This is a genomic window from Pseudonocardia sp. ICBG1142 (genome assembly GCF_020496255.1).
Lineage (GTDB): Bacteria > Actinomycetota > Actinomycetes > Mycobacteriales > Pseudonocardiaceae > Pseudonocardia.
In genome coordinates this window covers 234,526-260,313 of record NZ_JAHLJC010000005.1, presented here as the reverse complement: position 1 = coordinate 260,313, position 25,788 = coordinate 234,526, and the positions used below count along the sequence as shown (strand labels likewise).

General features: G+C 73.0%; 22 protein-coding genes and 3 tRNA genes. 11 read left to right on the top strand and 14 right to left on the bottom strand.

What is annotated here, in order from left to right; genetic code table 11:
* Nucleotides 1-123 precede the first annotated feature (123 nt).
* Entirely contained in the window at nt 124-1,056 is a 933-nt protein-coding gene (locus KPL59_RS06430) for an endonuclease domain-containing protein (RefSeq protein WP_226360231.1), read from the top strand.
* 287 nt (nt 1,057-1,343) lie between these two features.
* Here KPL59_RS06430 and KPL59_RS06425 read toward each other — a convergent pair whose 3' ends face one another.
* From KPL59_RS06425 to leuC, 3 genes are all read right to left on the bottom strand, one after another.
* A complete protein-coding gene (locus KPL59_RS06425) occupies nt 1,344-1,883 on the bottom strand; it encodes an HU family DNA-binding protein (protein ID WP_226360230.1) in 540 nt (179 codons plus the stop codon).
* Between the two features lie 138 nt (nt 1,884-2,021).
* Nucleotides 2,022-2,612, bottom strand: a complete 591-nt coding sequence (leuD, locus tag KPL59_RS06420) for a 3-isopropylmalate dehydratase small subunit (RefSeq protein ID WP_020625107.1) — start codon at nt 2,610-2,612, stop codon at nt 2,022-2,024.
* Nucleotides 2,612-4,039: a 3-isopropylmalate dehydratase large subunit gene (gene leuC / locus KPL59_RS06415; protein WP_226360229.1), complete on the bottom strand. Its 1,428-nt coding sequence runs from the start codon at nt 4,037-4,039 to the stop codon at nt 2,612-2,614. Before leuC ends, leuD begins: the two co-directional genes overlap by 1 nt.
* 65 nt (nt 4,040-4,104) lie before the next feature.
* Here leuC and KPL59_RS06410 point away from each other — a divergent pair, with 65 nt between their 5' ends.
* The 4 genes from KPL59_RS06410 (at nt 4,105) to KPL59_RS06395 (ending at nt 8,640) form a co-directional block, all read left to right on the top strand.
* Complete coding sequence (locus KPL59_RS06410) at nt 4,105-4,809, top strand: IclR family transcriptional regulator (protein WP_226360228.1); 705 nt, start codon at nt 4,105-4,107, stop codon at nt 4,807-4,809.
* Between the two features lie 134 nt (nt 4,810-4,943).
* Nucleotides 4,944-6,740 (top strand): Hsp70 family protein, encoded by a 1,797-nt coding sequence (locus KPL59_RS06405; RefSeq protein ID WP_226360227.1) that lies wholly within the window; start codon nt 4,944-4,946, stop codon nt 6,738-6,740.
* 62 nt (nt 6,741-6,802) lie between these two features.
* Nucleotides 6,803-7,243: a MarR family winged helix-turn-helix transcriptional regulator gene (locus tag KPL59_RS06400; protein WP_043279813.1), complete on the top strand. Its 441-nt coding sequence runs from the start codon at nt 6,803-6,805 to the stop codon at nt 7,241-7,243.
* Nucleotides 7,240-8,640: an MFS transporter gene (locus tag KPL59_RS06395; RefSeq protein ID WP_226360226.1), complete on the top strand. Its 1,401-nt coding sequence runs from the start codon at nt 7,240-7,242 to the stop codon at nt 8,638-8,640. Before KPL59_RS06400 ends, KPL59_RS06395 begins: the two co-directional genes overlap by 4 nt.
* 87 nt (nt 8,641-8,727) lie before the next feature.
* Here the strand turns inward: KPL59_RS06395 and KPL59_RS06390 are convergent.
* The 4 genes from KPL59_RS06390 to gltX all read right to left on the bottom strand — a co-directional run bounded on the left by KPL59_RS06390 (nt 8,728) and on the right by gltX (nt 10,588).
* Nucleotides 8,728-8,800: transfer RNA gene (locus tag KPL59_RS06390), tRNA-Glu, on the bottom strand.
* Nucleotides 8,801-8,848: 48 nt separating this feature from the next.
* Nucleotides 8,849-8,924, bottom strand: a tRNA-Glu gene (locus tag KPL59_RS06385).
* 58 nt (nt 8,925-8,982) lie between these two features.
* A tRNA-Gln gene (locus KPL59_RS06380) sits at nt 8,983-9,054 on the bottom strand.
* 55 nt (nt 9,055-9,109) lie between these two features.
* On the bottom strand, nt 9,110-10,588 hold the full coding sequence (gene gltX / locus KPL59_RS06375; RefSeq protein ID WP_226360225.1) for a glutamate--tRNA ligase: 1,479 nt from the start codon (nt 10,586-10,588) through the stop codon (nt 9,110-9,112).
* Between the two features lie 112 nt (nt 10,589-10,700).
* On the opposite strand from gltX, the gene KPL59_RS06370 reads away from it, so the two are divergent.
* The gene (locus KPL59_RS06370; RefSeq protein ID WP_226360224.1) at nt 10,701-11,009 is read left to right on the top strand and encodes an EthD family reductase; all 309 of its coding nucleotides are present in this window, start codon (nt 10,701-10,703) and stop codon (nt 11,007-11,009) included.
* 43 nt (nt 11,010-11,052) lie between these two features.
* Here the strand turns inward: KPL59_RS06370 and KPL59_RS06365 are convergent, their stop codons facing one another.
* Nucleotides 11,053-12,093, bottom strand: a complete 1,041-nt coding sequence (locus tag KPL59_RS06365; protein WP_020625276.1) for a 3-isopropylmalate dehydrogenase — start codon at nt 12,091-12,093, stop codon at nt 11,053-11,055.
* 203 nt (nt 12,094-12,296) lie between these two features.
* Here KPL59_RS06365 and KPL59_RS06360 point away from each other — a divergent pair, with 203 nt between their 5' ends.
* The gene (locus KPL59_RS06360) at nt 12,297-13,346 is read left to right on the top strand and encodes an LLM class flavin-dependent oxidoreductase (RefSeq protein ID WP_226359458.1); all 1,050 of its coding nucleotides are present in this window, start codon (nt 12,297-12,299) and stop codon (nt 13,344-13,346) included.
* A gap of 28 nt (nt 13,347-13,374) precedes the next feature.
* Here KPL59_RS06360 and KPL59_RS06355 read toward each other — a convergent pair whose 3' ends face one another.
* The 5 genes from KPL59_RS06355 to KPL59_RS06335 form a co-directional block, all read right to left on the bottom strand.
* Nucleotides 13,375-13,635 carry a hypothetical protein gene (locus KPL59_RS06355; RefSeq protein WP_020627336.1) on the bottom strand — a complete coding sequence of 87 codons (261 nt, stop codon included), beginning with the start codon at nt 13,633-13,635 and terminating at the stop codon, nt 13,375-13,377.
* An 85-nt stretch (nt 13,636-13,720) separates the two neighbouring features.
* Nucleotides 13,721-15,331, bottom strand: coding sequence for a phosphoglycerate dehydrogenase (gene serA, locus KPL59_RS06350; RefSeq protein ID WP_226360223.1), 1,611 nt, complete (start codon nt 15,329-15,331; stop codon nt 13,721-13,723).
* Between the two features lie 259 nt (nt 15,332-15,590).
* Nucleotides 15,591-16,595: a ketol-acid reductoisomerase gene (ilvC, locus tag KPL59_RS06345; protein ID WP_020627338.1), complete on the bottom strand. Its 1,005-nt coding sequence runs from the start codon at nt 16,593-16,595 to the stop codon at nt 15,591-15,593.
* Nucleotides 16,596-16,649: 54 nt separating this feature from the next.
* Nucleotides 16,650-17,159, bottom strand: coding sequence for an acetolactate synthase small subunit (gene ilvN / locus KPL59_RS06340; protein ID WP_060712994.1), 510 nt, complete (start codon nt 17,157-17,159; stop codon nt 16,650-16,652).
* The gene (locus KPL59_RS06335) at nt 17,156-18,952 is read right to left on the bottom strand and encodes an acetolactate synthase large subunit (protein WP_374111605.1); all 1,797 of its coding nucleotides are present in this window, start codon (nt 18,950-18,952) and stop codon (nt 17,156-17,158) included. The genes ilvN and KPL59_RS06335 overlap by 4 nt, the downstream gene beginning before the upstream one ends.
* Nucleotides 18,953-19,398: 446 nt before the next feature.
* Between KPL59_RS06335 and KPL59_RS36765 the strand changes: the two genes are divergently transcribed.
* The 4 genes from KPL59_RS36765 (at nt 19,399) to KPL59_RS06315 (ending at nt 24,472) form a co-directional block, all read left to right on the top strand.
* On the top strand, nt 19,399-19,947 hold the full coding sequence (locus tag KPL59_RS36765) for a PH domain-containing protein (RefSeq protein ID WP_020627341.1): 549 nt from the start codon (nt 19,399-19,401) through the stop codon (nt 19,945-19,947).
* Between the two features lie 178 nt (nt 19,948-20,125).
* Nucleotides 20,126-21,967, top strand: a complete 1,842-nt coding sequence (gene ilvD, locus KPL59_RS06325) for a dihydroxy-acid dehydratase (RefSeq protein WP_020627342.1) — start codon at nt 20,126-20,128, stop codon at nt 21,965-21,967.
* A gap of 68 nt (nt 21,968-22,035) precedes the next feature.
* Entirely contained in the window at nt 22,036-23,034 is a 999-nt protein-coding gene (locus KPL59_RS06320; protein WP_226359455.1) for an aldo/keto reductase, read from the top strand.
* 55 nt (nt 23,035-23,089) lie between these two features.
* Nucleotides 23,090-24,472, top strand: coding sequence for an NAD-dependent succinate-semialdehyde dehydrogenase (locus tag KPL59_RS06315; protein WP_226360222.1), 1,383 nt, complete (start codon nt 23,090-23,092; stop codon nt 24,470-24,472).
* 19 nt (nt 24,473-24,491) lie between these two features.
* Here KPL59_RS06315 and KPL59_RS06310 read toward each other — a convergent pair whose 3' ends face one another.
* Nucleotides 24,492-25,724 carry a glycosyltransferase 87 family protein gene (locus KPL59_RS06310; protein WP_226359453.1) on the bottom strand — a complete coding sequence of 411 codons (1,233 nt, stop codon included), beginning with the start codon at nt 25,722-25,724 and terminating at the stop codon, nt 24,492-24,494.
* Between the last annotated feature and the right edge of the window lie 64 nt (nt 25,725-25,788).

Sequence of the window (25,788 nt, the reverse complement as noted above, 5' to 3'; positions counted from 1 at the left end):
ACAACCCTGATGCACTGATCGACGCCGGGACCGGGAGGGCCCTCCTGGCGTCGGGGTGTGCGATCGCGAACGGGCGCACCGGTTCCGGCCCGGCGGACGTGGGCCGAGGTGCAGGGTGCGCGGGTGGAGGAGCCGTTCCGGGGGTCGGACGCCGTCGCGCGCGGGATCGTCACGCCGGCGCGGCTGCGCGGGCCACGGTTCGTGCGCCTGTTCCCCGACGTGTACGCGTCCGCCGCGGTCCCCGTGACGCCGGTGCTCCGGGCCCGGGCCGCGTCGATCTACGCCGGGCCGCTCGGGGCGGCGTCGGCCTACTCGGCGGCCGAGATCCTCGGCGCGTCCTGCGGACCGTGGGGTGCTCCGGCCGAGCTCGTCGCGCCACGGCGGATCCGGCCCCGCCCGGACCTGCTCGCCCACCAGGGCGTCCCGCTCGAACCCGGGCTCTGCGACGGCGTCCGGGTCACCTCGCCCCGCGCCACGGCGTGGGAGCTGTGCCGGCGACTCGAACTCGTCGACGCCGTCGTCGCCCTCGACGCGCTCGCCGCCCGGAGGCGGGACCGGCCGGTGTTCGTCCCGCTGCGGGGCACACCGGCACCCGAGCAGCGGAAGCTGTCCCGGATGCGGACGCCGTGTCCCGGCTTCGACCCCGCCGACCTGCTGGTCCTGCGGTCGCTGTACCCGCATGTGCGGGGCTCGGCCCGGCTGGACCGGGTCGTCGCGCTCGCCGACCCGCGTGCGGAATCCCCGCCCGAGACCCGGCTACGGCTGCTGCTCGCGCTCTCCGGGCTCCCGGTCCCGCAGGTCCAGTTCCCGCTGTACGACGACCGGGGCCGCCCCTGGGTGCGGTTCGACCTGGCCTACCCCGACGCCCTGCTGGCGATCGAGTACGACGGCGCGGAGCACGACGACCCGCTCGACCGCGTCCGCGACGCCCGCACCGCGGCGCTGGGATGGCAGACCCTGCGGATCACCGCCGACGGCCTCACCCGCAACGCCCGTCGCACCGTCGGGACGGTCCGTGCCCTGCTCGCCCAACGGACCCGCCTCGCGTCCCGCTGACCCGCACCGGCGCCGCGCCGCACCTCCCCGGCTCGGTCGGGCAGCGCCGCGAGGCAGGGGGAGCCGCATGCGACCCCACCGGCCCGGAGCCGCCCGGTTGCCCGCACCCAGCTCGACCCGCCCACACCGGCGCGCTCGCCGGGCCACCCCGAGCCCAGGGCGCACACCGCCGGAAGCCCGTCGATCAGTACATGAGCGCTGTCCGCACCCGCTCGAACAGCACTCATGTACTGATCGACACGCGCAGGCAGCGCTGGGCGGGCGGGGCGAGGAGCGCGGGGGCGCGGCTACTTCTCCGCGGTGGTCTTCCGTCGGGCCGGCTTCTTCTCCGCAGCAGCCCCCTTCTTCGCGGAAGCGGCCGGCTTCTTCTCCGGGGCAGCTGCTGTCCTCGCCGGGGCAGCCGTCTTCTTCGCCGGAGCGGCCGTCTTCTTCCCGGGGGCGGCGCCGCCGGCCGAAGGGGCTCCGCCAGCCGGAACGGCTGCGGCGGCCGGGGCGGCTGCCGGGGCCCGCTCGGCGCGGCGGGGGGCGCTGGTCGCGTTCGCGGCGGCGGCCTCGCTGGCGGCCACCCGCTCCTTGAAGGCCGCACCCGGCCGGAACGACGGCACCACGGTCTCCCCGACGGGCACCGTCTCCCCGGTGCGCGGGTTGCGGGCGGTGCGAGGAGCACGTCGACGCGGCTCGAACACCCCGAACCCGGTCAGGGTGACGGTCTCACCGCGGCCGACCGCGTCCACGATCACCTCGACCATCGCGTCGACGGCCGCCGTGGCGGCACGACGGTCTCCGAGCCGGGCGGTCAGCGCGTCGACGAGCTGAGCCTTGTTCATGGTCACGAAAGGTAGGGCTGCGCCCTGCCGCGCACCAGATCCCGGCGCGAGTCCAGGTCGCATACCCTCCATTGGTACAGGTCCGAACGGGTGATCACCACGACTTCTGTCAGGTCATGGTGACCACCCGTGTTCGGTTCAGGCCAGAGTGCGTGGCATCCGGGCGGGCCGGGTTCCCTCGAACGCGGTGATGTCGGCCTCGTGCCGCAGCGTGAGTCCGATGTCGTCGAGGCCCTCGCGCAGCCGCCACCGGGCGTAGTCGTCGATCTCGAACGGCACGGTCAGGTCGCCGGCCTGCACGGTCTTCTCGCCGAGGTCGACGGTGACCTGCGTGCCGGGCTCGTTCTCCAGCTTCTTCCAGAGCAGCTCGACGTCGGGCTGGGCGACCTGGGCCGCCACCAGACCGGCCTTCGCCGAGTTGCCGCGGAAGATGTCGGCGAACCGCGAGGAGATGACGACCCGGAAGCCGTAGTCCATCAGCGCCCAGACGGCGTGCTCGCGCGAGGACCCGGTGCCGAAGTCCGGTCCGGCGACGAGGACCGACCCGCGGGCGTAGGGCTCGGTGTTGAGCACGAACGACGGGTCCTGGCGCCAGGCCGAGAACAGGCCGTCCTCGAAGCCGGTGCGGGTGACCCGCTTGAGGTAGACCGCCGGGATGATCTGGTCGGTGTCCACGTTGGACAGGCGCAGCGGCACGCCGATCCCGGTGTGGGTCTCGAACTTCTCCATCAGTCCAGGTCCTCCGGGCTGCTCAGGGTGCCGCGCACGGCGGTCGCGGCCGCGACGAGCGGCGACACCAGGTGGGTACGACCGCCCTTGCCCTGCCGCCCCTCGAAGTTGCGGTTCGAGGTCGACGCACAGCGCTCGCCGGGCGCGAGCTGGTCGGGGTTCATCCCCAGACACATCGAGCAGCCCGCCGAGCGCCACTCCGCGCCGGCGTCGAGGAAGACCTTGTCCAGCCCCTCCTCCTCGGCCTGGAAGCGGACCCGCATCGACCCCGGGACGACGAGCATCCGCACGCCCTTCGCGACCATGCGCCCGTTCAGCACATCGGCCACCGAGCGGAGGTCCTCGATCCGGCCGTTGGTGCAGGACCCGACGAAGACCGCGTCGACCGGCACCTCGCGCAGCGGGGTCCCGCCGGTCAGGCCCATGTAGGACAGCGCCTTCTCCACCGCGGCGCGCTCGCCGTCGTCGGTGATGGCGGCCGGGTCCGGCACCGACTCGCCCAGCGGCAGGCCCTGCCCGGGGTTGGTGCCCCAGGTGACGAACGGGGTGAGCTCGTCGGCGTCGATGTGCACGACCCGGTCGAACTCCGCGCCGTCGTCGGTGCGCAGGGTGCGCCAGTCGGCCACCGCGGCGTCCCAGTCGTCGCCGGCGGGGGCGTGCTCGCGGCCCTTCAGGTAGGCGAAGGTCGTCTCGTCGGGGGCGATCATGCCCGCGCGGGCACCGGCCTCGATCGACATGTTGCAGATCGTCATCCGGGCCTCCATCGAGAGGTTCTCGATGACGTTGCCCCGGTACTCCAGCACGTGGCCCTGCCCACCGCCGGTGCCGATCTTCGCGATCACCGCGAGGATGACGTCCTTGGAGGTGACGCCCGGACGCAGCGTGCCGTCGGAGCTGGTCACCTCGATCGCCATCGTGCGGAACGGCTTGAGCGGCAGCGTCTGGGTGGCGAGCACGTGCTCGACCTCGGAGGTGCCGATGCCGAAGGCCATCGCGCCGAACGCGCCGTGGGTGGAGGTGTGGGAGTCACCGCAGACCACCGTGGTGCCCGGCTGGGTCAGACCCAGCTGCGGGCCGACCACGTGCACGATCCCCTGCTCGGGGTCGTTCATCGGGTGCAGCCGGACACCGAACTCCGCGCAGTTGCGCCGTAGGGTCTCCACCTGGACCCGCGACACCTCGTCCGCGATCGGGGCGAGCACGTCGAGGGTGGGGACGTTGTGGTCCTCGGTCGCGATGGTGAGGTCCGGGCGCCGGACCGGGCGGCCGGCGAGCCGGAGCCCGTCGAACGCCTGCGGACTCGTGACCTCGTGCACCAGGTGCAGGTCGATGTAGAGCAGGTCGGGCTCGTCACCCTCGCCCTTGCGGACGAGGTGCCGGTCCCAGACCTTCTCGGCCAGCGTGCGCGGCTTGTCTGCGGTGGTCACGCCCGCCTCCCTCTGTGATCTGATCGCGGTGGACTTCCCAGATCGTGGGAAGTTAGTATCGGAACGTGGGACAGTCTAGCGGGATCGGCGTGCTCGACAAGGCCGTGGGGGTTCTCCGGGCGACGGCGGAGGGGCCGTGCGGCCTGGCGGAGCTCTGCGAGCGCACCGGGCTGCCCCGGGCGACGGCACACCGGCTCGCCGTCGGCCTGGAGGCACACGGGATGCTGCTGCGCACCCCGGACGGGCGCTGGCACCCCGGCCCCACCCTCGGCCAGCTCGCCGGCGGGCGGCCGGACCCGCTGCTCGACGCCGCGGCCGCGGTCCTGCCCCGGCTGCGCGACATCACCGGCGAGAGCGTGCAGCTCTACCGACGCGACGGGATCCACCGGATCTGCATCGCGCACGCCGAGCCGCCGTCCGGGCTGCGCGACACCGTGCCCGTCGGCTCTCGGCTGCCGATGGCCGCGGGCTCGGGGGCCAAGGTGCTCGCCGCCTGGTGCGACCCGGCCACCCAGCGCCTGATCCTCGCCGACGCCAGCTTCTCCGAACGCGTCCTCGTCGATGTCCGCCGCCGCGGCTGGGCACAGAGCGTCGCCGAACGGGAGGCCGGTGTGGCGTCGGTGTCGGCCCCGGTGCGCGACGCGGCGGGCCAGGTCGTCGCCGCGGTCTCGGTGTCGGGACCGGTGGACCGGATCGGGCGCCGGCCGGGGGTCCGCTGGGCCGCCGACCTGCTGGCCGCCGCGGACGCCCTGCAGCACCGGCTCGTCTAGGGGGCGCCCCCTGCCGGGCCGCACCCCCTGCCACGTCCCGAGTCGGTCGAGGTCGCGGTTCCGGGCTCCACTACCGTGTGGTGGTCCGGCACCGGGCCGGACCCTTCGGACATGGTCGGCACACCGGGGAGACGATGGGTTACCTGCTGGGCATCGACGTCGGCACCACTCGGACGGCGGCCGCGGTCATCCACGCCGGCACCGTCGAGATGGTCACGCTCGGTGACCACTCGGTCGACATCCCGTCCGTGGTCTACGTGGCACCGGACGGCGGGCTGCTGTTCGGCGATGCCGCCGAACGCCGTGCCCTGACCGAACCGGACCGCGTCGCACGCGAGTTCAAGCGGCGCATCGGCGACCCGACGCCGATCCCGCTGGGCGAGCAGTCCTTCGCCCCCGAGCAGCTGTCCGCGCTGCTGGCCGAGCACGTCGTCGACGTCGTCGCACGCACCGAGGGCGGCGCCCCCGACCGCATCGCGGTGACCCACCCGGCGTCCTGGGGCATGCACAAGTGCGACCTGTTCGCCGCTGCCCTGGCCGAGCGCGGCCTGACCGTCACCTTCCTCACCGAGCCACAGGCCGCCGCCCTGCACTACGCGACGAACGAGCGGGTCGAGCCCGGCGCGACGGTCGCCGTCTACGACCTCGGCGGTGGGACGTTCGACGCCGCCGTCGTCCGCAAGGAGGCCGCGGGCGGCGGGTTCACCCTGCTCGGCAGGCCCGAGGGTGTCGAGCAGCTGGGTGGCGCCGACTTCGACCAGGCCGTCGTCGACCACGTGCGCGACGCCGTCCCGGCCGCCTTCGAGGGACTCGACGAGACCGACCCGAACGCCCTGTCCGCGATGGCCCGGCTGCGCCGCGACTGCCGCGAGGCCAAGGAGGCCCTGTCGGCCGACACCGAGGTCTCGATCCCGGTGTGGCTCGGCGAGGTCCGCACGACGGTGCGCCTGCACCGCAGCGACTTCGAGGAGCGCATCCGGCCCCGCCTGGAGGAGTCGGTCGAGGCGTTGCAGCGCGCGATCGCCTCGGCCGGGCTGGCCGCCTCCGGGCCGTCGGTGGTGCTGCTCGTCGGCGGGTCCTCGCGCGTCCCGCTGGTCGCCGAGCTGGTCTCCACCGGCCTCGGACGTCCCGTACAGGTCGACGCGGACCCGAAGAACACCATCGCGAAGGGCGCCGTCGTCGCGCTCGGGCCGCCCGACCCCGTGCCCGGCACCGGCTCGGGCGGGTTCGGTGCGGTGCCCGGCACCGGCTCGGGCGGATTCGGCGCGGTGTCGACGGCCAGCGGTCTTGCGCTGGCCCCCGACCCCGGCCCGCTGCCCTGGGAGAACCCGGACCCGGTCACCGACCGGATGCCGACCGGCGGCACGACCCAGCTCGACGGCGACCGCACCGCCTACCTGGACAGCGCCCGCGCCGACCCGCCCACCGACCGCCTCCCCGTCGTCCCTCCGGTGGGCTACGACCAGACCGCCGTGCACGGCTACGGCGGGTACGGCGGCTACGACGACGGCGAGACCACCATCGCCCCCGGGCCAGCACCCGTCCGCCGCTCCCCCGCGCTGCTCATCGGCGCCGGCGGGGTCGTCGCGGCGCTGGCCGTGCTGGGCACGGTGTTCTTCTGGCCGCAGGACCGCACGATCAGCAACGCGACGCCCGAGCTGCCGGCGATCCCGACGACGACCCAGGCCCCGCCCCCGACGACCGTCGATCACGAGCCGGTGCGACAGCCGGAACGGACCCGGGAGCGGCCGACCGAGGCCGTCCCGACGACGACCGACGCGCCGATCCCCGAGCCGCCGCCGGTCGTCATCACCACGACGTCCGCTCCGCCTCCGTCGAGCTCGTCGTCCTCGTCGTCCTCTGCACCGCCCCCGCCGAGCAGCTCGACGCCGAACCCGCCGGAGGGGAACCCGGTCCCGCCGGGAACCTGATCCCACCGACAGATCGACAGTCTGGGTTGATGAATCCGGACTGTCGACCTATCGTGGGTTGCATGTCGCAACCACCTACGGGGACCGCCGCCTCCACTGCCCGCGCGGTCCGGATCGGCGTCGGCCGGCTGCGCCGCCGTATGCGTGAGCACTACGACCGCGACCAGCTGACGGCGTCGCAGATCGCGCTGCTCGGCCGCCTCGACCGCGGTGGCCCCAGCACCGCCGCCGCACTCGCCGCCGCCGAGGGCGTCCGCCCGCAGTCGGTCGCGATGTCGATCGCCGCCCTAGAGGAGCGGGGCATGGTCGAGCGCCGCCCGGATCCGTCCGACGGGCGCCGGCAGATCGTCTCGGCCACCGACCTCGGCCGGCGGTTCACCGCCGACGCCCGGTCCGCCGGCGAGGACTGGCTCGCCGGGGCGCTCGCCGACCGGCTCAGCGCCGACGAGCTGCGCACCGTCGACGAGGCCATGCGGCTGCTGGAACGGGTGACCGAGCGATGACGCCGCGCCGGGGCCGCCGTACCGGGCCGTCCACGTTCGACCGCCGGCTGCTCCTCCCCATGATCGGCGGGGCCGTGCTGAACCCGGTGAACTCGTCGCTGATCGCGGTCGCGCTGGTGCCGATCGGGCTCGCCCTCGGGGCCCCCGCGACCGAGACCGCCTGGCTGGTGTCCGGGCTCTACCTCGCGACCGCGGTCGGCCAGCCCGTCACCGGACGCCTGGTCGACCTGTACGGGCCGCGGCCGCTCTACCTGGCCGGCGCCGTGCTGGTCGGTGTCGGCGGGGCCCTCGGAGCGCTCGCCCCGGACATCTGGTGGCTGGTCGCGGCGCGGGTCGTCATCGGGCTCGGGACGTGTGCGGGCTACCCGGCGGCGATGGCACTGATCCGCGGCGAGGCCGACCGCACCGGCACCGACAGCCCGGAGGGCGTGCTGACGGTGCTCTCGATCGCGACGTCGACGATCGCCGTCGTCGGGCCGAGCCTGGGAGGTCTGCTCCTCGGGGTCTCGGGCTGGCGGGCGGTGTTCGTGGTGAACATCCCGCTGGCCCTGCTGTGCCTGGTGCTCGGTGCGCTGCGGCTCCCCCGTACCCGGGTCGCCCACCGGGGCGTGCGGGCCGCGCTGCGCCGGGTCGACCCGCCGGGCATCGCGCTGTTCGCGGTCACCACCGTCGCGCTGCTGCTCGCCCTGCTGCACCCCGACGCCGGCGCGGTCGCCCCCGCACTGGTGGCCGTCGCCGCCGGGGCGGGGCTGGTGGTGCGCGAACTGCGGACCCCCGAGCCGTTCCTGGACCTGCGGGTGCTCGGCGGGAACCTGCCGCTGCTGCTGACGTTCGTCCGGGCGCTGCTCACCGCGACCGTCTCCTACTGCGTGCTCTACGGCTTCACCCAGTGGCTGGAGCAGGGCCGCGGGCTCACCCCCGCGACGGCCGGGCTGGTCCTGCTGCCGATCTTCGTCACCGGGATCGGGGTGACCGCGCTGACCGGCAGGCGGCGCGCGATCCGGGGCAAGCTGCTCGTCGGCGGGGTGGCGCAGGTGCTGCTCGCCGCCCTGCTGTTCGCCCTCGGGCCGGCCAGCCCTGTCTGGGTCATCGTCGTGGTCGCGCTGCTCGCCGGGCTGCCGCAGGGCCTGAACAACCTCGCCGTGCAGAACGCGGTCTACCGGCAGGCCGACCCGGAGCGGGTCGCCTCCTCGGCCGGGCTGATGCGCACCTTCTTCTACCTGGGCGCCATCGCCGCCTCGGCCGCGGGCGGGATCGCCTTCGGCGGCAGCACGGCGGGCGACGGCCTCCCCGTCCTCGCCGCGGTGATGCTCGTCGCCTCGACGCTGTTCGTCCTGCTCACCCTCGCCGACCGTTCACTGGCCCGGCTCGCCGGGCCGGAAGGAGCACCCTCGTGACCGACCGACCAGCTTCCCGGGCTGCTCGACGCGGCCCGACCCGGACACGACGAAGGCCCCGCTCCGGAGAGCGGGGCCTTCGTGGAGTAGTCCCGACGGGATTTGAACCCGCGCTACCGCCTTGAGAGGGCGGCGTCCTAGGCCGCTAGACGACGGGACCAGGACAGTCGGCTCGGTCTCGATTGCGGACCCCTGCGCATGGAGTCCGTGGTAGTCCCGACGGGATTTGAACCCGCGCTACCGCCTTGAGAGGGCGGCGTCCTAGGCCGCTAGACGACGGGACCTTGGACGAGACCGTGCCGATTGTCAGAAATCGTCATTCCGAAGAAGTCGCGATTTCCGCTGGGGTACCAGGACTCGAACCTAGACTAACTGAACCAGAATCAGTCGTGCTGCCAATTACACCATACCCCATCGAAAAGCGGGCCTCGTTCCGGAGCGAGGCCCGCTCTCCGTTGATGTCAGTACTCTAACCCATGCTCCGGGAGCGTCGGACACCGGCCCCCAGGCGGGCGAGCGACCGCTCGCGGCCCAGCAGCTCCATGCTCTCGTAGAGCGGGGGGGACACCGTGCGGCCGCTGATCGCGACGCGGACGGGGGCGAACGCCTTCCGCGGCTTGAGCTCCAGACCGTCCACGAGCGAGGTCTTGAGCGACTCCTCGATCGCGGGGGCCGACCACTCCGGCAGGTCCGCGAGCCCGGCGACCGCGGCCTCCAGCACCGGGGCCGCGTCGGAGCCGAGGTTCTTCGCCGCGGCGTCGTCGTCGGGGGTGAAGGCCTCCTCGTCGCGGAAGAGGAAGGCCAGCATCCGGGCCGCGTCGGACAGGACCTGGCTCCGCTCCTGCACCAGCGGCGCGGCGGCGGCGAGCACCGAGCGGTCGGGGTCGGTGATCCCCTCGGCCGCGAGGTAGGGCACGACCCGCTCGGCGAAGTCGTCGGGGGTGAGCAGGCGCAGGTGCGCGGCGTTGATTGCCTCGGCCTTCTTCAGGTCGAAGCGGGCGGCGTTGCTCGACACCCGGGACACGTCGAAGGCGGCGACCATCTCGTCGAGGGAGAACACGTCGCGGTCCTCGGCGATCGACCAGCCGAGCAACGCGAGGTAGTTGAGCAGCCCCTCCGGTACGAACCCGCGGTCGCGGTAGTGGAACAGGTTCGACTGCGGGTCCCGCTTGGACAGCTTGCGGCTGCCCTCACCGGTGACCAGCGGGAGGTGGGCATAGGTGAAGGGGCCGTGACCGATGCCGACCCGGGCCAGCGCCTCCAGCAGCGCGATCTGCCGCGGGGTGGACGCCAGCAGGTCCTCCCCGCGCAGGACGTGCGTGATCTCCATCAGCGCGTCGTCGACCGGGTTGGTCAGCGGGTACAGCGGCGTGCCGTCACCACGGGCCAACACGAAGTCGGGCACCTGCCCGGCCTTGAACGTGATCTCGCCGCGGACGAGGTCGGTGAAGGTGATGTCGTGGTCGGGCATGCGCAGCCGGTAGACCGGCGCCCGGCCCTCGGCACGGAAGGCGGCGCGCTGCTCGTCGGTGAGGTCGCGGTCGGCGTTGTCGTAGCCGAGCTTCGGGTCGCGGCCCGCGGCGCGGTGCCGGGCCTCGATCTCCTCGGCGCTGGAGAAGGACTCGTAGACCTCCCCGCCGTCGATCAGCCGGCGCAGGGCGTCGGCGTAGACCTCGCCGCGCTCGCTCTGCCGGTACGGCCCGTGCGGACCGCCCTTCTCGACGCCCTCGTCCCAGTCGAGGCCGAGCCACTCCAGCGCGTCGAGCAGGGACCGGTAGGACTCGTCGGAGTCACGGGAGGCGTCGGTGTCCTCGATCCGGAACACCAGCGCCCCACCGTGGTGACGAGCGTGGGCCCAGTTGAACAGGGCGGTGCGGATGAGACCGACGTGCGGGGTACCGGTGGGCGACGGGGAGAACCGCACCCGGACCTGGGCTGGAGTACTCATGGTCGGTCCAGCGTATCGACCCCGTCCGGAGGGGTGGTGCACGCGGGCGCCGGATGGGCCAGGGTGGGGGTTGCCGCGGCGCCGCACGACGACCCCTCAGGAGGGAACACCCGTGTTCCAGCTGACCGCCCTGTACAACCACCCCGAGGACGCCGCCGCGTTCGACAAGCACTACGACGAGGTGCACGCCCCGCTGGCGAAGAAGATCCCCGGCGTGGCCCGGGTCACCGTCTCCCGTCCGGTCCCGGGGCCGGACGGCGCGCAGCCGCCGTACCACCTCGTGGCGGTCCTGGAGTTCCCGGACGCCTCGGCGTTCCAGGCCGGGATGGGCGGCCCCGAGGGCCAGGCCGCCGTCGCCGACCTCGACAACTTCGCCGGGGCCGGGGTGGCCCTGCTGACCGGGCCGTCGAACCAGGTCTGAGCCGGTGGGTGGCCGCCGCGACCCGGCGGCCACCCGTACCGCGTCAGTTGGTGGCGACCTCGCGGCTCGACACGAGCGCGGCGAGCCGGTCCCCGATCGACGACGTGTTGCCGGTCGCCGCGTGGTCCCGGGTGGCCAGGTCGAACGCGACCGCGGCCTCGATGCGGCGGGCCGAGTCGCGGTCGCCCATGTGGTCGAGCAGCAGCGCGACCGACAGCACGGCGGCCGTCGGGTCGGCGATGCCCTGGCCCGCGATGTCCGGGGCCGAGCCGTGCACCGGCTCGAACATCGCCGGGTGGGTGCGGCTGGCGTCGATGTTGCCGCTCGCCGCGAGGCCGATGCCGCCGGTGACCGCCGCCGCCAGGTCGGTGAGGATGTCGCCGAACAGGTTGTCGGTGACGATCACGTCGTACCGGCCCGGGTCGGTGACCAGGTGGATCGTGGTCGAGTCGACGTGCTGGTAGGCCACCGACACCTCGGGGTACTCCAGCGACACCTCCTCGACGATCCGCGACCACAGTGCGCCGGCGAAGGTGAGGACGTTGGTCTTGTGGACCAGCGTCAGGTGCTTCTTCGGCCGCCGCTGGGCGCGGGCGAACGCGTCGCGCACCACCCGGTCGATGCCGAACGCGGTGTTCTGGCTGACCTCGGTCGCGATCTCGTGCGGGGTGTCCTTGCGGAGCAGGCCGCCGGTACCGACGTACGGGCCCTCGGTCCCCTCGCGCACGACCACCAGGTCGATCTCCGGGTTGCCGGCCAGCGGGCCGCGCACCCCCGGGTAGAGCCGCGCGGGGCGCAGGTTCACGTGGTGGTCCAGCTCGAAGCGCAGGCGCAGGAGCAGGCCGCGCTCGAGGATGCCGCTGGGCACCGACGGGTCGCCGACCGCGCCCAGCAGGATCGCGTCGTGCTGCTTGATCTCGGTCAGCACCGTCTCCGGGAGCAGCTCGCCCGTGGAGTGCCAGCGGGCGGCACCGAGGTCGTACTCGGTCGTCTCCACGTCGCGGGCGACCTCGCCCAGGACCTTGAGTGCCTCGTTGATCACTTCCGGGCCGATGCCGTCACCGGGGATGACCGCAAGGCGCATGACCTCGTCCTCTCGTCGTACTGCTGGCCGCACGCTACCGCCTGCCGACGCAGGGTCATCGTTCGGCCACCCACTGGGGTGGTCCCGTCCGGGTGAGGTGTGCGCCGCACGCGGTCGGAGTACCCGCGACACACGGCCGTTCCGGGGACACCGGCGCGTGTCGAGGGGTGCGACGACGGCCGCGTCGGTCACCTGTCCGGGTGATGGGGAAGAAGCGTGAGGACGGCGTCGTTGCCCCGGACGTGCCCACGCCCGACCGCCCGCTGCGTCGCCTCGGCTTCCTCACCATCGGCTCCTTCGACGGCGACGACCCACGCCCCGGACACGAGACGACCCTGGAGATGATCGCCCTGGGCGAGCGTCTGGGCTTCGACTCGGCCTTCGTCCGGCACCGTCACCTGCAGTTCGGCATCTCCTCGCCGGTCGCGGTGCTCGCCGCGGCGACCCAGCGGACCTCACGGATCGAGCTCGGGACGGCCGTGGTCCCGCTGGGCTGGGAGAACCCGCTGCGTCTCGCCGAGGACCTGGCGACCGTCGACGTGCTCTCCGGCGGCCGGCTCAACCCGGGCGTCTCGGTCGGGCCGCCGATGCAGTGGGAGCACGTGCGGGACGCGCTCTACCCGGACACTGCCGACGTCGAGGACTTCGGCCGCGAGCGGGTGTCGAGGCTGCTGCGCCTGGTCCGTGGGGAGCGGGCGAGCACCTTCTCCGGGACGGTCGGGATCGAGTCGTTCTCCGAGCGGGTGCAGCCGCACTCCCCCGGTCTGGCCGGACGCATGTGGTACGGCGCGGGCAGCGACTCCTCCGCCGTCTGGGCCGCGGAGCAGGGGCTCAACCTGCTCACGAGCAACGTGGTCCGCAGCGGCGGGGAGAGCGACTTCGCCGCGATCCAGTCCCGGCAGATCCGCGCCTACCGCGCGGCGAACCCGGCGGGACGGGTGTCGCAGGGGCTGGTCGTCGTCCCCACCGACTCCGCGACGCCTGCCCAGCGCGAGCGCTACGCCGCCTACGCCCGGGAACGCGACGCCAGGGTCGGCGTCCCGCAGGGCCCGGCCGGGCTGCTGTTCGCCCGCGACCTGGTCGGCACCTCCGCCGAGATCGCCGAGCGTCTGTGGGCCGACGCCGGGTTCCGGGAGGTCGACGAGGCGGTGTTCGCGCTGCCGTTCGGCTTCCCGCACGACGACTACGTCCAGATCGTCACCGACATCGCCGGCGCGCTCGGACCGGCACTGGGCTGGACCCCGCGCGGCTGACCCGCCCCGGCGGCCGGCCGCCCCGGGCTCAGTGCCCGGCGCGCGGCAGCGACCGGCGGGCCCGCACCCGGCCCGGCGCCTCGATCAGCCCGACGAGCGCGGCGAGGACCACGAGCATGCCGGGGCCGATCGTCATCGTCGCCGACGGCGGCCCGGTCACGATCGCCATCACCGACACGACGTAGGGCACGGTCAGCGACAGCCCGGTGACGAACCCGACGCCGAGCAGCACCAGGCACGCGACGCCGATCGCCGCACCGGCCAGCACCAGCGCCCGCAGCCAGCTCACTGGAGTACTCCCTCTCGACGTGGCGAGCGGACACGATCCCACGCCCGGCCCGGCCGGCACAGGTCCGTTCCCGCGATCCGGGACGTCAGTCGTCGAAGGAGATCAGCCGGATAGTCCGGGCGCCGACCGAGGCGCCGATCGGCTCCAGCACCGCCGGGTCGATCTGGCGGTCCACCCGCAGCAGCATGATGGCGTCGGTGCCGTCGGTGGTCTGCGAGATCTGGGCGGCCTCGATGTTGACCGCGGCCTCCCCCAGCAGCGACCCGACCCGGCCCATCACGCCGGGGCGGTCGGCGTACTCCAGCAGCACGACTTCGCCCTCGGCGCGCAGGTCGAAGTGCCGTCCGTTGATCTCGACGAGCTTCTCGACCTCGGCGCGGCCGGTCAGGGTGCCGGACACGGTGACCTTCTCGCCGTCGGGCATGGCACCGCGCAGCTGCACCACGCTGCGGTGGTTGGCGCTCTCCGGACTGGTGGTGATCTCCACGGCGACCCCGCGCTCCTCGGCGAGCTGCGGCACGTTCACGAAGGTCACCTGGTCCTCGACGACGTGGGTGAACACCCCGCGCAGCGCGGCCAGCCCGAGGACCTGGACGTCCTCGCTGGCCAGCTCGCCCGCGACGTCGACGGTGACCGAGGTCGGGGTCCGCCCGGCGACGGCGTGCAGCGTGGTGCCCAGCTTCTGCACCAGCGGCAGCCAGGGCCGGACCTCCTCGCCGACGGCGCCGTGGATCTGCACGTTGACCGCGTCCGGCACGAACTCCCCGGCCAGCGCCAGCTGCACCGAGCGGGCCACGTCGGTCCCGGCCCGGTCCTGCGCCTCGGTGGTGGAGGCACCCAGGTGCGGGGTGACGACGACGTTCTCCAGCTCGAACAGCGGGCTGGACGTGGTCGGCTCGGTGACGTAGACGTCGATCCCGGCGCCACCGACGTGCCCGGAGCGGACCGCCTCGGCCAGGGCGTCCTCGTCGATCAGGCCACCGCGGGCGGCGTTGACGAGGAGCACCCCGGGCTTGGTGAGCGCGAGCTGGTCCTTGCCGATGAGCCCGAGCGTCTCCGGGGTCTTCGGCAGGTGCACCGTGATCATGTCCGCGGTGCGGAGCAGGTCGTCGAGGCTCAGCAGCTCGATGCCGAGCTGGGCGGCGCGCGACGGCGCGATGTAGGGGTCGTAGGCGACCAGCGTCATGCCGAACGCGGCGAGGCGCTGCGCGACGAGCTGCCCGATCTTGCCGAGACCGACGATGCCGACGGTCTTGCCACCCAGTTCGACCCCGCCGTAGGACGAGCGCCGCCACTCGCCGGACCGCAGCGCGGCGTCCGCCGCCGGGATGTGGCGCGCGGTCGCGAGCAGCAGCGCGATGGCGTGCTCGGCGGCGGAGACGATGTTGGAGGTCGGGGCGTTGACGACCATCACCCCGCGGGCGGTGGCGGCGGGGACGTCTACGTTGTTCAGGCCGACCCCGGCACGCGCGACGACCTTGAGCCGGCCGGCCGCGGCCAGCGCCTCGGCGTCGACCCGGGTGGCGGACCGGACCAGGAGCGCGTCGGCGTCGGCGAGTGCCGCCAGCAGGGCCGGACGGTCGGTGCCGTCGACGCGGCGGATCTCGACGCCGTCACCGAGCAGCTCGACGGCGGAGGGCGCGAGCGTCTCCGCGAGCAGGACGACGGGACGGTGGTCGGTGGCTGCGGTGCTCACGGTGTGCGAGTGCTCCCCGAGATCGGTGCGCGAACGTCGACCATCCTAGGACCGCGCGGGCCGTCGCGGACCGAGACGGACGGACGGGTCGTCGCGCGGCACACCCCGAACGCGCGAAACCCCCGCCCGGTGTCGCCGGTACGGGGGTTTCGCGTCGCCTGGTCCGGATGGGTGCGTCCGGACCCGGGCATCCGCGGGCCGTCTGGGGCCCGGGCGGATTCATCCTGCCGGACGCGTCCGGCAGAGGGTCATACGAGGGTCACTTGGCCTTCTCGCCGACCCAGCTCATCAGACCGCGGAGCTTCTCGCCGACCTGCTCGATCGGGTGCTCGGCGCCCTGCTGCTGCAGCTTGGTGTAGTTGCCGCGGCCGGCCTCGTCCTCGGCCACCCACTCGCGGGCGAAGGTGCCGTCCTGGATCTCGCCCAGGATCTTCTGCATCTCGGCCTTGACCGCGGGCGTGATGACGCGCGGGCCGCGGGTGAGGTCGCCGTACTCGGCGGTGTCGGAGATGGAGAAGCGCTCGTTGGCGATGCCGCCCTCGTACATGAGGTCGACGATCAGCTTGAGCTCGTGCAGGCACTCGAAGTAGGCGATCTCCGGGGCGTAGCCGGCCTCGGTCAGCACCTCGAAACCGGTCTGGACCAGCGCGGCGGCACCGCCGCAGAGCACGGCCTGCTCACCGAACAGGTCGGTCTCGGTCTCCTCCTTGAAGGTGGTCTCGATGACGCCCGCGCGGGCACCGCCGATCCCGGCCGCGTAGGAGAGCGCGAGCGCCTTGGCGTTGCCCGAGGCGTCCTGCTCGACGGCGATCAGGGCGGGGACGCCCTTGCCGTCGACGAACTGGCGGCGGACCAGGTGGCCCGGACCCTTCGGGGCGACCATGGCGACGTCGACGTTCGCCGGGGGCTTGATCAGCTCGTAGCGGATGTTGAAGCCGTGCCCGAAGAACAGCGCGTCGCCGTCCTTCAGGTTCGGCTCGATGTCCTGGGCGTAGATGAAGCGCTGCTTGGTGTCGGGCGCCAGGACCATGATCACGTCCGCCCAGGCGGAGACCTCGGCCGGCGTGCCGACCTCGAGGCCCTCGTCGGCGGCCTTCTGCCGGGACTTGGAGCCCTCGGGCAGACCGATCTTCACCTCGACCCCGGAGTCACGCAGCGACAGCGAGTGCGCGTGCCCCTGGGAGCCGTAGCCGATCACGGCGACCTTGCGGCCCTGGATGATCGACAGGTCGGCGTCGGCGTCGTAGTAGATGTTGACACTCATGGCTCTGGGACGGTTCCTCTCAGGGGGTGTGTAGCCGTCGGCTACGCGGTCTGTCTAACGGACGGCCGCGGCGGTGATGGACCGGGGGCCGCGGCCGACGGCCACCATCCCGGACTTCACCATCTCGCGGATCCCGTAGGGCTCCAGCATGCGCAGGAGCGCGGTGAGCTTGTCGGCCGAACCGGTGGCCTCGACGGTCAGTGCCTCCGGCGAGACGTCGACCACCTTGGCGCGGAACAGCTGCACGGTCTCGACGACCTGGCTGCGCACCGTGGCGTCGGCCCGGACCTTGACCAGCAGCAGCTCGCGCTGCACCGAGGCGTCCGGCTCCAGCTCGACGATCTTGATGACGTGCACCAGCTTGTTGAGCTGCTTGGTGACCTGCTCCATCGGGAGCTCGTCCACCTCGACGACGATCGTCATCCGGGAGACGTCGGGGTGCTCGGTCGGGCCCACGGCGAGGGAGTTGATGTTGAACCCGCGCCGGGAGAACAGCCCGGAGACCCGGGCCAGCACGCCCGGCTTGTCCTCGACCAGGACCGAGAGGGTGTGGAGCTCGCTCACTTCTCGCCCTCCAGGGCCTGCTCGGTGACGTCCGCGACCGCGTCGACCGAGGCGGCCAGCTCGTCGTGCTCGAACTCCGGCCGGATGTCGCGCCGGACGTTGATCTCGTCGTTGCTCATCCCCGCGGCGACCATCGGCCACACCTGGGCGTCGGCGCCGACGACGAACTCCACGACGACCGGCCGGTCGTTGATCTCCATGGCCTGGTGGATGACCCGGTCGACGTCGGACTTGGACTCGACCCGCAGCCCCTCGCAGCCCATCGCCTGCGCGAGCATCGGGAAGTCCGGGATGCGCAGCTTGTGGGTGTTGAGGTCGGTGTTGGAGTACCGCTCGCCGTAGAACAGGTTCTGCCACTGGCGGACCATGCCGAGGTTGCCGTTGTTGATGACGGCGACCTTGATCGGGATGCCCTCGATCGCGCAGGTGGCGAGCTCCTGGTTGGTCATCTGGAAGCAGCCGTCGCCGTCGATGCACCAGACGACGGTGTCCGGCTCGCCGACCTTGGCACCCATCGCGGCCGGGACCGCGTAGCCCATGGTCCCGAGCCCACCCGAGTTCAGCCAGGTCCGCGGCTTCTCGTACTTGACGAACTGGGCGGCCCACATCTGGTGCTGGCCGACCCCCGCGGCGTAGATCGCGTCGGGCCCGGCGATCGCGCCGATCCGCTCGATCACGTACTGCGGGGACAGCGCACCGTCGCTCGGCTCGTCGTAGCCGAGCGGGTAGCGGTCGCGCAGCCCGCCGACCTGCTTCCACCAGGAGGACAGGTCCGGCTCGCCGTGCTCGGCGCGGTCGGCACGGACGGCCTCGACCAGGTCGGCCAGGACCTCCTTGCAGTCCCCGACGATCGGCACGTCGGCACGCCGGTTCTTGGAGATCTCGGCCGGGTCGATGTCGGCGTGGATGATCTTCGCCTCGGGGGCGAAGCTCTCCAGCTTGCCGGTGACCCGGTCGTCGAACCGGGAGCCGAGGGCGACCAGCAGGTCGGCGCGCTGCATCGCCGCGACCGCGGCGACGGTGCCGTGCATCCCGGGCATGCCCAGGTGCAGCGGGTGGCTGTCGGGGAACACACCGCGCGCCATCAGGGTGGTGACGACGGGCGCCCCGGTCAGCTCGGCCAGCTCCCGCAGCTCCTCGGCGGCCTCGGCCTTGAGGACGCCGCCGCCGACGTAGAGCACCGGCTTGGCCGACTCGCGGATGAGCCGGGCGGCCTCGCGGATCTGCTTGCCGTGCGGCCGGGTCGTCGGCCGGTAGCCGGGCAGCTGCAGCTCCGGGGGCCAGGAGAACGTGGTCTGCTCCTGCAGCACGTCCTTCGGGATGTCCACCAGGACCGGACCGGGCCGGCCGGTGGACGCCAGGTGGAAGGCCTCGGCGATCGCGCGCGGGATCTCCGTCGCGTCGGTCACCAGCATGTTGTGCTTGGTCACCGGCATGGTGATGCCGGTGATGTCGGCCTCCTGGAAGGCGTCGGTGCCGATCAGCGGCCGGGTCTGCTGACCCGTGATGGCCACCAGCGGCACCGAGTCCATGTGGGCGTCCGCGATCGGGGTGACCAGGTTCGTGGCCCCCGGTCCGGACGTCGCCATGCAGACCCCGACCTTGCCGGTGGCCTGCGCGTAACCGGTCGCAGCGTGTCCGGCGCCCTGCTCGTGGCGGACGAGGATGTGACGCACCTTCGTCGAGTCCAGGAGCGGGTCGTAGGCGGGCAGGATCGTCCCGCCGGGCAGCCCGAAGACGACCTCGCAGCCGATCTCCTCGAGCGAACGCACCAGGGACTGGGCGCCCGTCATGGGCTCGTCCACGATCCGCGGACCGGGGACGGCGGTGTCGGCGAGCGCAGAGGTGTGGCTACGGGACGTCGTGGTGCCGGCCGGAACGGCGGACCGGCCGGGCGGCGGGCCCGGCTTCGGGCCGGACGAGCCGGACTTGGCGGGGACGGTGGTCATCTGGGTCTGCCTCGCTGGAGATCGTGTCGATCAGATGCCGGACATGGGCTGGACATGAAAAAACCCCCGCCGCCCGGTAGCTCCGGGCGCTGCGAGGGTGAGCGCGTCGTCGTTCGAGATGGTCGAACTCAGGCGACGACGCGCCGAACTCAGGCGACGACGCGCCCAAGAAGTACGAGAATTCGAACGGCGAACATGCGTCGACGCTAGCACGCGTCCCACGGACGGAGTCAAACGACCCCACCCGTCCGGGCCGCCGTCACCCCGCCCCCGTTTGCCACACTGGGGTTGTGAGCAGCACCGACGACCACGCCGTCCCCGCCGACACCACCTCCGCCGCAGCACCGCGGGCCACGGCGGCGTCCCAGCAGGTGGACAGCGAGCTGGCGTGGACCCCACGGGTCCGCGACGAGGGCCGCAAGCTTCGCGTGGGCTCGCGCGCGCTGGTGTTCAAGCCGAGCCGGCTGACCATCTTCGCCATCCTGGTCGCGGTCGTCGGGTCGACGCCACTGGTGTTCAGCCTGCCGTGGTTCTGGGTCGTGCTCGTGCTGCCGGTGGCGGCGATCGCCTGGATCCTGCGGGTCCGCACCACCGTGGACCCGGAGACACTGACCGTGCGCAGCGCGTTCTCCTCCCGCACCGTGGACTGGGACGACGTGCGCGGTCTGCGGATCGGCTCGCGCTCGCGGGTCAGCGCGGTGCTGGGCGAGGACGACGACCTCGTCCTGCCCGCGGTGCACGCACGCGACCTGCCCGCGCTCTCGGTCGCCAGCGGCGGCCGCTTCGCCGACCCGGCCGCGGTGACCGAGCCGGAGGAGGACCCGGCCGAGGGTCACTGACGACACCGACGCCCGTCGCGGGGCGTACGGTTGCGGGCGATCGGCCCGCCGGCCGACGGGACGCGACCCGCACCGCCGCCGTCGCGCCGCACCCCGGGCGGCTCGCGCCCACGCTCCGCGACGCGCCCACCGGGGTCCCCTCACGAACCACCACGGAAGACCCGGCTGGAGAAGACCGATGCCCGCCCTGCGTTCCCGCGTCACCACCCACGGTCGCAACGCCGCCGGAGCGCGTTCGCTCTGGCGCGCGACCGGCATGGGTGACGACGACTTCGGCAAGCCGATCGTCGCGATCGCCAACTCCTACACCCAGTTCGTGCCCGGCCACGTGCACCTCAAGGACATGGGTGACCTCGTCGCGGGCGCGATCAAGGAGGCGGGCGGGGTCGCCAAGGAGTTCAACACGATCGCCGTCGACGACGGCATCGCGATGGGCCACGGCGGGATGCTCTACTCGCTGCCCAGCCGCGAGATCATCGCCGACGCGGTGGAGTACATGGTCAACGGCCACGCGGCCGACGCCCTGGTCTGCATCTCCAACTGCGACAAGATCACGCCGGGCATGCTGAACGCCGCGATGCGGCTGAACATCCCGACCGTGTTCGTCTCCGGCGGGCCGATGGAGGCCGGCAAGGCGGTCGTCGTCGGCGGCGTCGCGCAGGCCCCCACCGACCTGATCACCGCGATCTCGGCGTCCGCGTCGTCGGAGGTGGACGACGCCGGCCTGGCCGAGGTCGAGCGCTCGGCCTGCCCGACCTGCGGGTCCTGCTCCGGGATGTTCACCGCGAACTCGATGAACTGCCTCACCGAGGCCCTCGGGCTCTCGCTGCCGGGCAACGGCTCCACCCTCGCCACCCACGCCGCGCGCCGCGAGCTGTTCCTGAACGCGGGCCGCACCGTGATGGACCTGGCGACCCGCTGGTACCGCGACGACGACGCCTCCGCGCTGCCCCGCAACATCGCCACCCGCGAGGCGTTCGAGAACGCGATGGCCCTCGACGTCGCGATGGGCGGCTCCACCAACACGGTGCTGCACATCCTGGCCGCCGCCCAGGAGGGCGAGATCGACTTCGACCTGGCCGCGATCGACGCGATCTCCCGGCGGGTGCCGTGCCTGTCCAAGGTCGCGCCGAACTCGGACTACCACATGGAGGACGTCCACCGGGCCGGTGGCATCCCCGCCCTGCTGGGCGAGCTGTGGCGGGCCGGGCTGCTCAACACCGGGGTGCACGCGGTGCACTCCCCCTCGCTGGAGCAGTGGCTCACCGAGTGGGACATCCGGTCGTCGGCGCCGTCGGAGACCGCGATCGAGCTCTACCACGCCGCGCCGGGCGGGGTCCGGACCACGCAGGCGTTCTCCACCGAGAACCGCTGGTCGAGCCTCGACACCGACGCCGCGGGCGGCTGCATCCGCGACATCGAGCACGCCTACTCCGCCGACGGCGGCCTGGCCGTGCTGCGCGGCAACCTCTCGGTCGACGGCGCCGTGATCAAGACCGCGGGCATCCCCGAGGACATCTGGGAGTTCGAGGGCCCGGCCGTGGTGCTGGAGAGCCAGGAGGAGGCCGTCTCGGCGATCCTCAAGAAGGAGATCAAGCCCGGCGACGTGCTGGTCATCCGCTACGAGGGCCCCGCAGGCGGGCCGGGCATGCAGGAGATGCTGCACCCGACCGCGTTCCTCAAGGGCGCCGGGCTGGGCAGGGTCTGCGCCCTGATCACCGACGGCCGGTTCTCCGGCGGCTCGTCGGGCATCTCGGTCGGCCACGTCTCCCCCGAGGCGGCCGCCGGCGGCACGATCGGCCTGGTCGAGAACGGCGACCGGATCCGGCTCGACGTCCGCGCCCGGTCCCTGGAGCTGCTCGTCGATCCCGAGGTGCTCGCCGACCGGCGCGCCAAGATGGAGTCCTCCGAGCGGCCGTGGCAGCCCGTCGACCGGCAGCGCGTCGTGTCGAAGGCGCTGCGCGCCTACGCCCACATGGCGACCAGCGCCGACACCGGGGCGGTCCGCCGCATCCCCTGATCCGCACGTCACGACGGCCCCGGTCCGCGCCCTGCGGACCGGGGCCGTTCGCGTCTAGGTTGATTGTCATGGCTACCGGAACCGGCCTCGGAATCCGTCGACTCGGCGATCTCACCGTCTCCGCCCAGGGCCTGGGCTGCATGGGCATGAGCCAGGCCTACGGCGACACCTCCGACCGCGCCGAGTCGATCGCGACGATCCACCGCGCCCTCGACCTGGGCGTCACCCTGCTCGACACCGCGAACGTCTACGGCGACGGCGCCAACGAGGAGCTCGTCGGCGCCGCGATCGCCGACCGGCGCGACCGCGTGGTCCTGGCCACGAAGTTCGGCATCACCCGCGACGCGGACGGCAACCAGGGCGCCCGGGGCGACGCCGCCTACGTGCGGCAGTGCGTCGAGGAGTCGCTGCGGCGCCTGCGCGTCGACCACATCGACCTGTACTACCAGCACCGGGTCGACCCGGACACGCCGATCGAGGAGACCGTCGGCGCGCTCGTCGGGCTGATCGAGGAGGGGAAGATCCGCCACTACGGCCTGTCCGAGTGCGGCGCGGACACCCTGCGCCGCGCGCACGCGGTGCACCCGCCGGCCGCGGTGCAGTCGGAGTGGTCGCTGTGGACCCGTGACATCGAGCGCTCCGTCGCGCCCACCTGCGCGGAGCTCGGTGTCGGCATCGTGCCGTTCTCCCCGCTGGGCCGCGGCTTCCTGACCGGCGCGATCACCTCGACCGGCCAGTTCGGCGAGGGCGACATGCGCCGCGGCCTGCCCCGCTTCTCCGAGGAGAACCTGGCCGCGAACCTCGCGATCGTCGACGCGCTGAAGGCCGTCGCTCAGCGCCGTGGGGTCACCGCCGGGCAGCTCGCGCTGGCCTGGGTGCAGAGCCGCGGGGAGCACGTCGTCCCGATCCCGGGCACCAAGCGCCGGACCTACCTGGAGCAGAACATCGAGGCGGCGACGCTGGAGCTGACCGAGCAGGAGCTCGCCGAGATCGAGGCCGCCGCACCGGCGTCCGCGGTCGCGGGCGAGCGCTACCCGGAGCACCTGCAGCGCAACGTCGGGCGTTGACCCTGCGATGACTCTGCGATGTTTGCCCGTTTCCGAGGAAGGACACCCGTCGTACATGACCTCCTACGTCACGACCAACCCCGCCACCGGGAAGACCGAGAACGAGTTCCCCGAGCTCACCGACGCCGAGGTCGGTGACACCCTGCGCCGGGTCACCGAGGCGTTCCCGTCCTGGCGTTCGACCCCGGTCGCGGACCGGGCGCAGATCCTGGTCCGGGTCGCCGAGGCCTACGAGGCCCGCCGTGACGAGCTCGCCACCCTGATCGCGACCGAGATGGGCAAGCCGGTCCGGGAGGCCGCGGGCGAGGTGGCGCTGGCGGCGTCGATCTACCGCTGGTACGCCGAGCACGGCCCGGAGCTGCTGGAGCAGGAGACGCTCGACCCGCAGGGCGCCGCGGAGTCGGTGGTGCAGACCGAGCCGGTCGGGCCGCTGATCGGCGTCATGCCGTGGAACTTCCCCTACTACCAGGTGGCGCGCTTCGTCGCGCCGAACCTGATGGTGGGCAACACGATCGTCCTCAAGCACGCCCCGATCTGCGCGGCCTCCGCCGCGGTGATGGCCGAGATCTTCCACGACGCCGGCGTCCCGGCCGACGTCTACGTCAACGTGTACGCGACCAACGACCAGATCGCGGAGATGATCGCCGACCCGCGGGTGCGCGGGATCTCGCTGACCGGCAGCGAGCGGGCCGGTGCCGCGGTCGCCGAGACCGCGGGCCGGAACCTGAAGAAGGCCGTGCTGGAGCTGGGCGGCTCGGACGCCCTCATCGTGCTCGACGACGCCGACATCGCCCGCACCGCGAAGGTCGCCGCCCGGGCCCGCCTGATGAACGCCGGCCAGGCCTGCAACTCCCCGAAGCGGATGATCGTGCCGAACGACAAGGTCGAGGAGTTCGTGTCGGTGCTGGTCTCGACGTTCGAGTCGACCGAACCGGGCGACCCGACCGACCCCGGCACCCGGCTCGGCCCGCTGTCCTCGGTCACCGCCCGCGACGGCGTCGCCGAGCAGGTGCGTCGCGCCGTGGAGCAGGGCGCCACCCTGCACACCGGCGGCGACGTCGTCGACGGCGACGGCGCCTTCCTCCGCCCCGCGGTCCTGACCGGCGTCACGAAGGACATGGACGCCTACTCCGAGGAGATCTTCGGCCCGGTCGCGGTGGTGTACGGCGTCGACTCCGTCGACGAGGCCGTCACCCTGGCCAACGACGTGGACTTCGGGCTCAGCGGATCGGTGTGGAGCACCGACGTCGACCGCGCCCGGGAGGTCGCCGACCGGCTCGAGGTGGGCATGGCCTACGTCAACGAGCACGGCACCACGCTGCCCGGACTCCCCTTCGGCGGGGTGAAGCGCTCCGGCTTCGGCCGCGAGCTGGGCCGCTGGGGCATGGGCGAGTTCGTCAACACCCGGCTGCGCCGCACGGCCAAGGCCCGCGACTGAGCGCTCGCCGAGAGGCACCTCAGGGCTGTCCGCGGGCGCGTCGGGCAGCCGTGGGGTGCCTCTCGGCGACCGTGTCCCGGCGCAGGGACCACGCGATCGCGACGAGCACGGCGAGTCCCCAGAGCGGCAGATGGGCGGCGACCAGCTGGTCCGGCACACCGCCGCTCCCGTTCCGGACCAGCCAGTGGGGCCCGATCGCGAACAACGGCACACCGGCGAGGAGCACCCCGCACAGCGCTCGGGAGCGGCTCCGCCGCGCGTGCTCGACCAGGACCGGCCCGAGGGCCAGGACCCAGACCCAGTGATGCGACCACGAGATCGGTGAGACCAGCGTCCCGGCGACGGCCAGTACCGCAGCTCCCACCAGCGGGGACCCCTCCCGTACGCATCGCCGGGCCAGGACCAGCGCGGCCGCGCCCACCGCGGCGGCCGCCATGCACCACAGGCCGATTGTCACCGGGCCGGTCGCACCGGACCGGACCAGGATCCCGCGCAGGCTCTGGTTGTCGACGTAGCCGAGATCGAGCGGGATCCCCACCCCGCTGAGCCGGCCCGGCCAGAAGGCGACCGAGTCCGCCGGAGCGAGCACCGCACCGAGCACGATCGACGTCGCGAAGGTGGCCAGCGCGACGACGGCCCCCCGGCGGTCGCCACGCAGGACCAGCCAGACCACGAAGACCAGCGGCGTCAGCTTGACCGCCGCCGCCAGCCCGATCGGCACCCCGCGCCACCGGTCCCAGAACGCGCCCCGGGCGAGCAGCCCGGCAGCGACCAGCCCGACCAGCACGATGTTGACCTGGCCGAGGAACAGCACCAACCGGACCGGGTCGGTCAGCAGCACCACCGGAGTCGCCGCTGCGAGCCAGCGCGCCCGGACCGGTCGGCCCACCGCGCGCTGCATCGCCGCACCCACGACCGGCACCAGCGCGGCCGACACCACGGTCAGCAGCGTGGCCGCGAGCGGCATCGGCACCGACGCGAGTGGGACGAACAGCACCGCCGCGATCGGCGGGTACACGAACGGCAGGGACTCGCCGTAGCCGGTCGGGAACACCTCGGTGTAGAGCGGCCGCCCCGTGCGCCACGCCTGGGCCGCCTGGCGGTACACGTCGAGGTCGATCCGGTACTGGGCCGTCCACCCGGTCGACAGGAGCCCGATTCCCTCGACCCCGTGCAGGAACAGGAAGACCACGCCCACCGATGCGGCGAACGACGCGAGCGGCAGCACCGGTCCGTGGCGCGAGAGCAGCATGACGGCACGGTCCGGTGGTGGAGGGGGGCGAGGCGTCACCCCGGGGCGGGAACCCCGTCCGGCT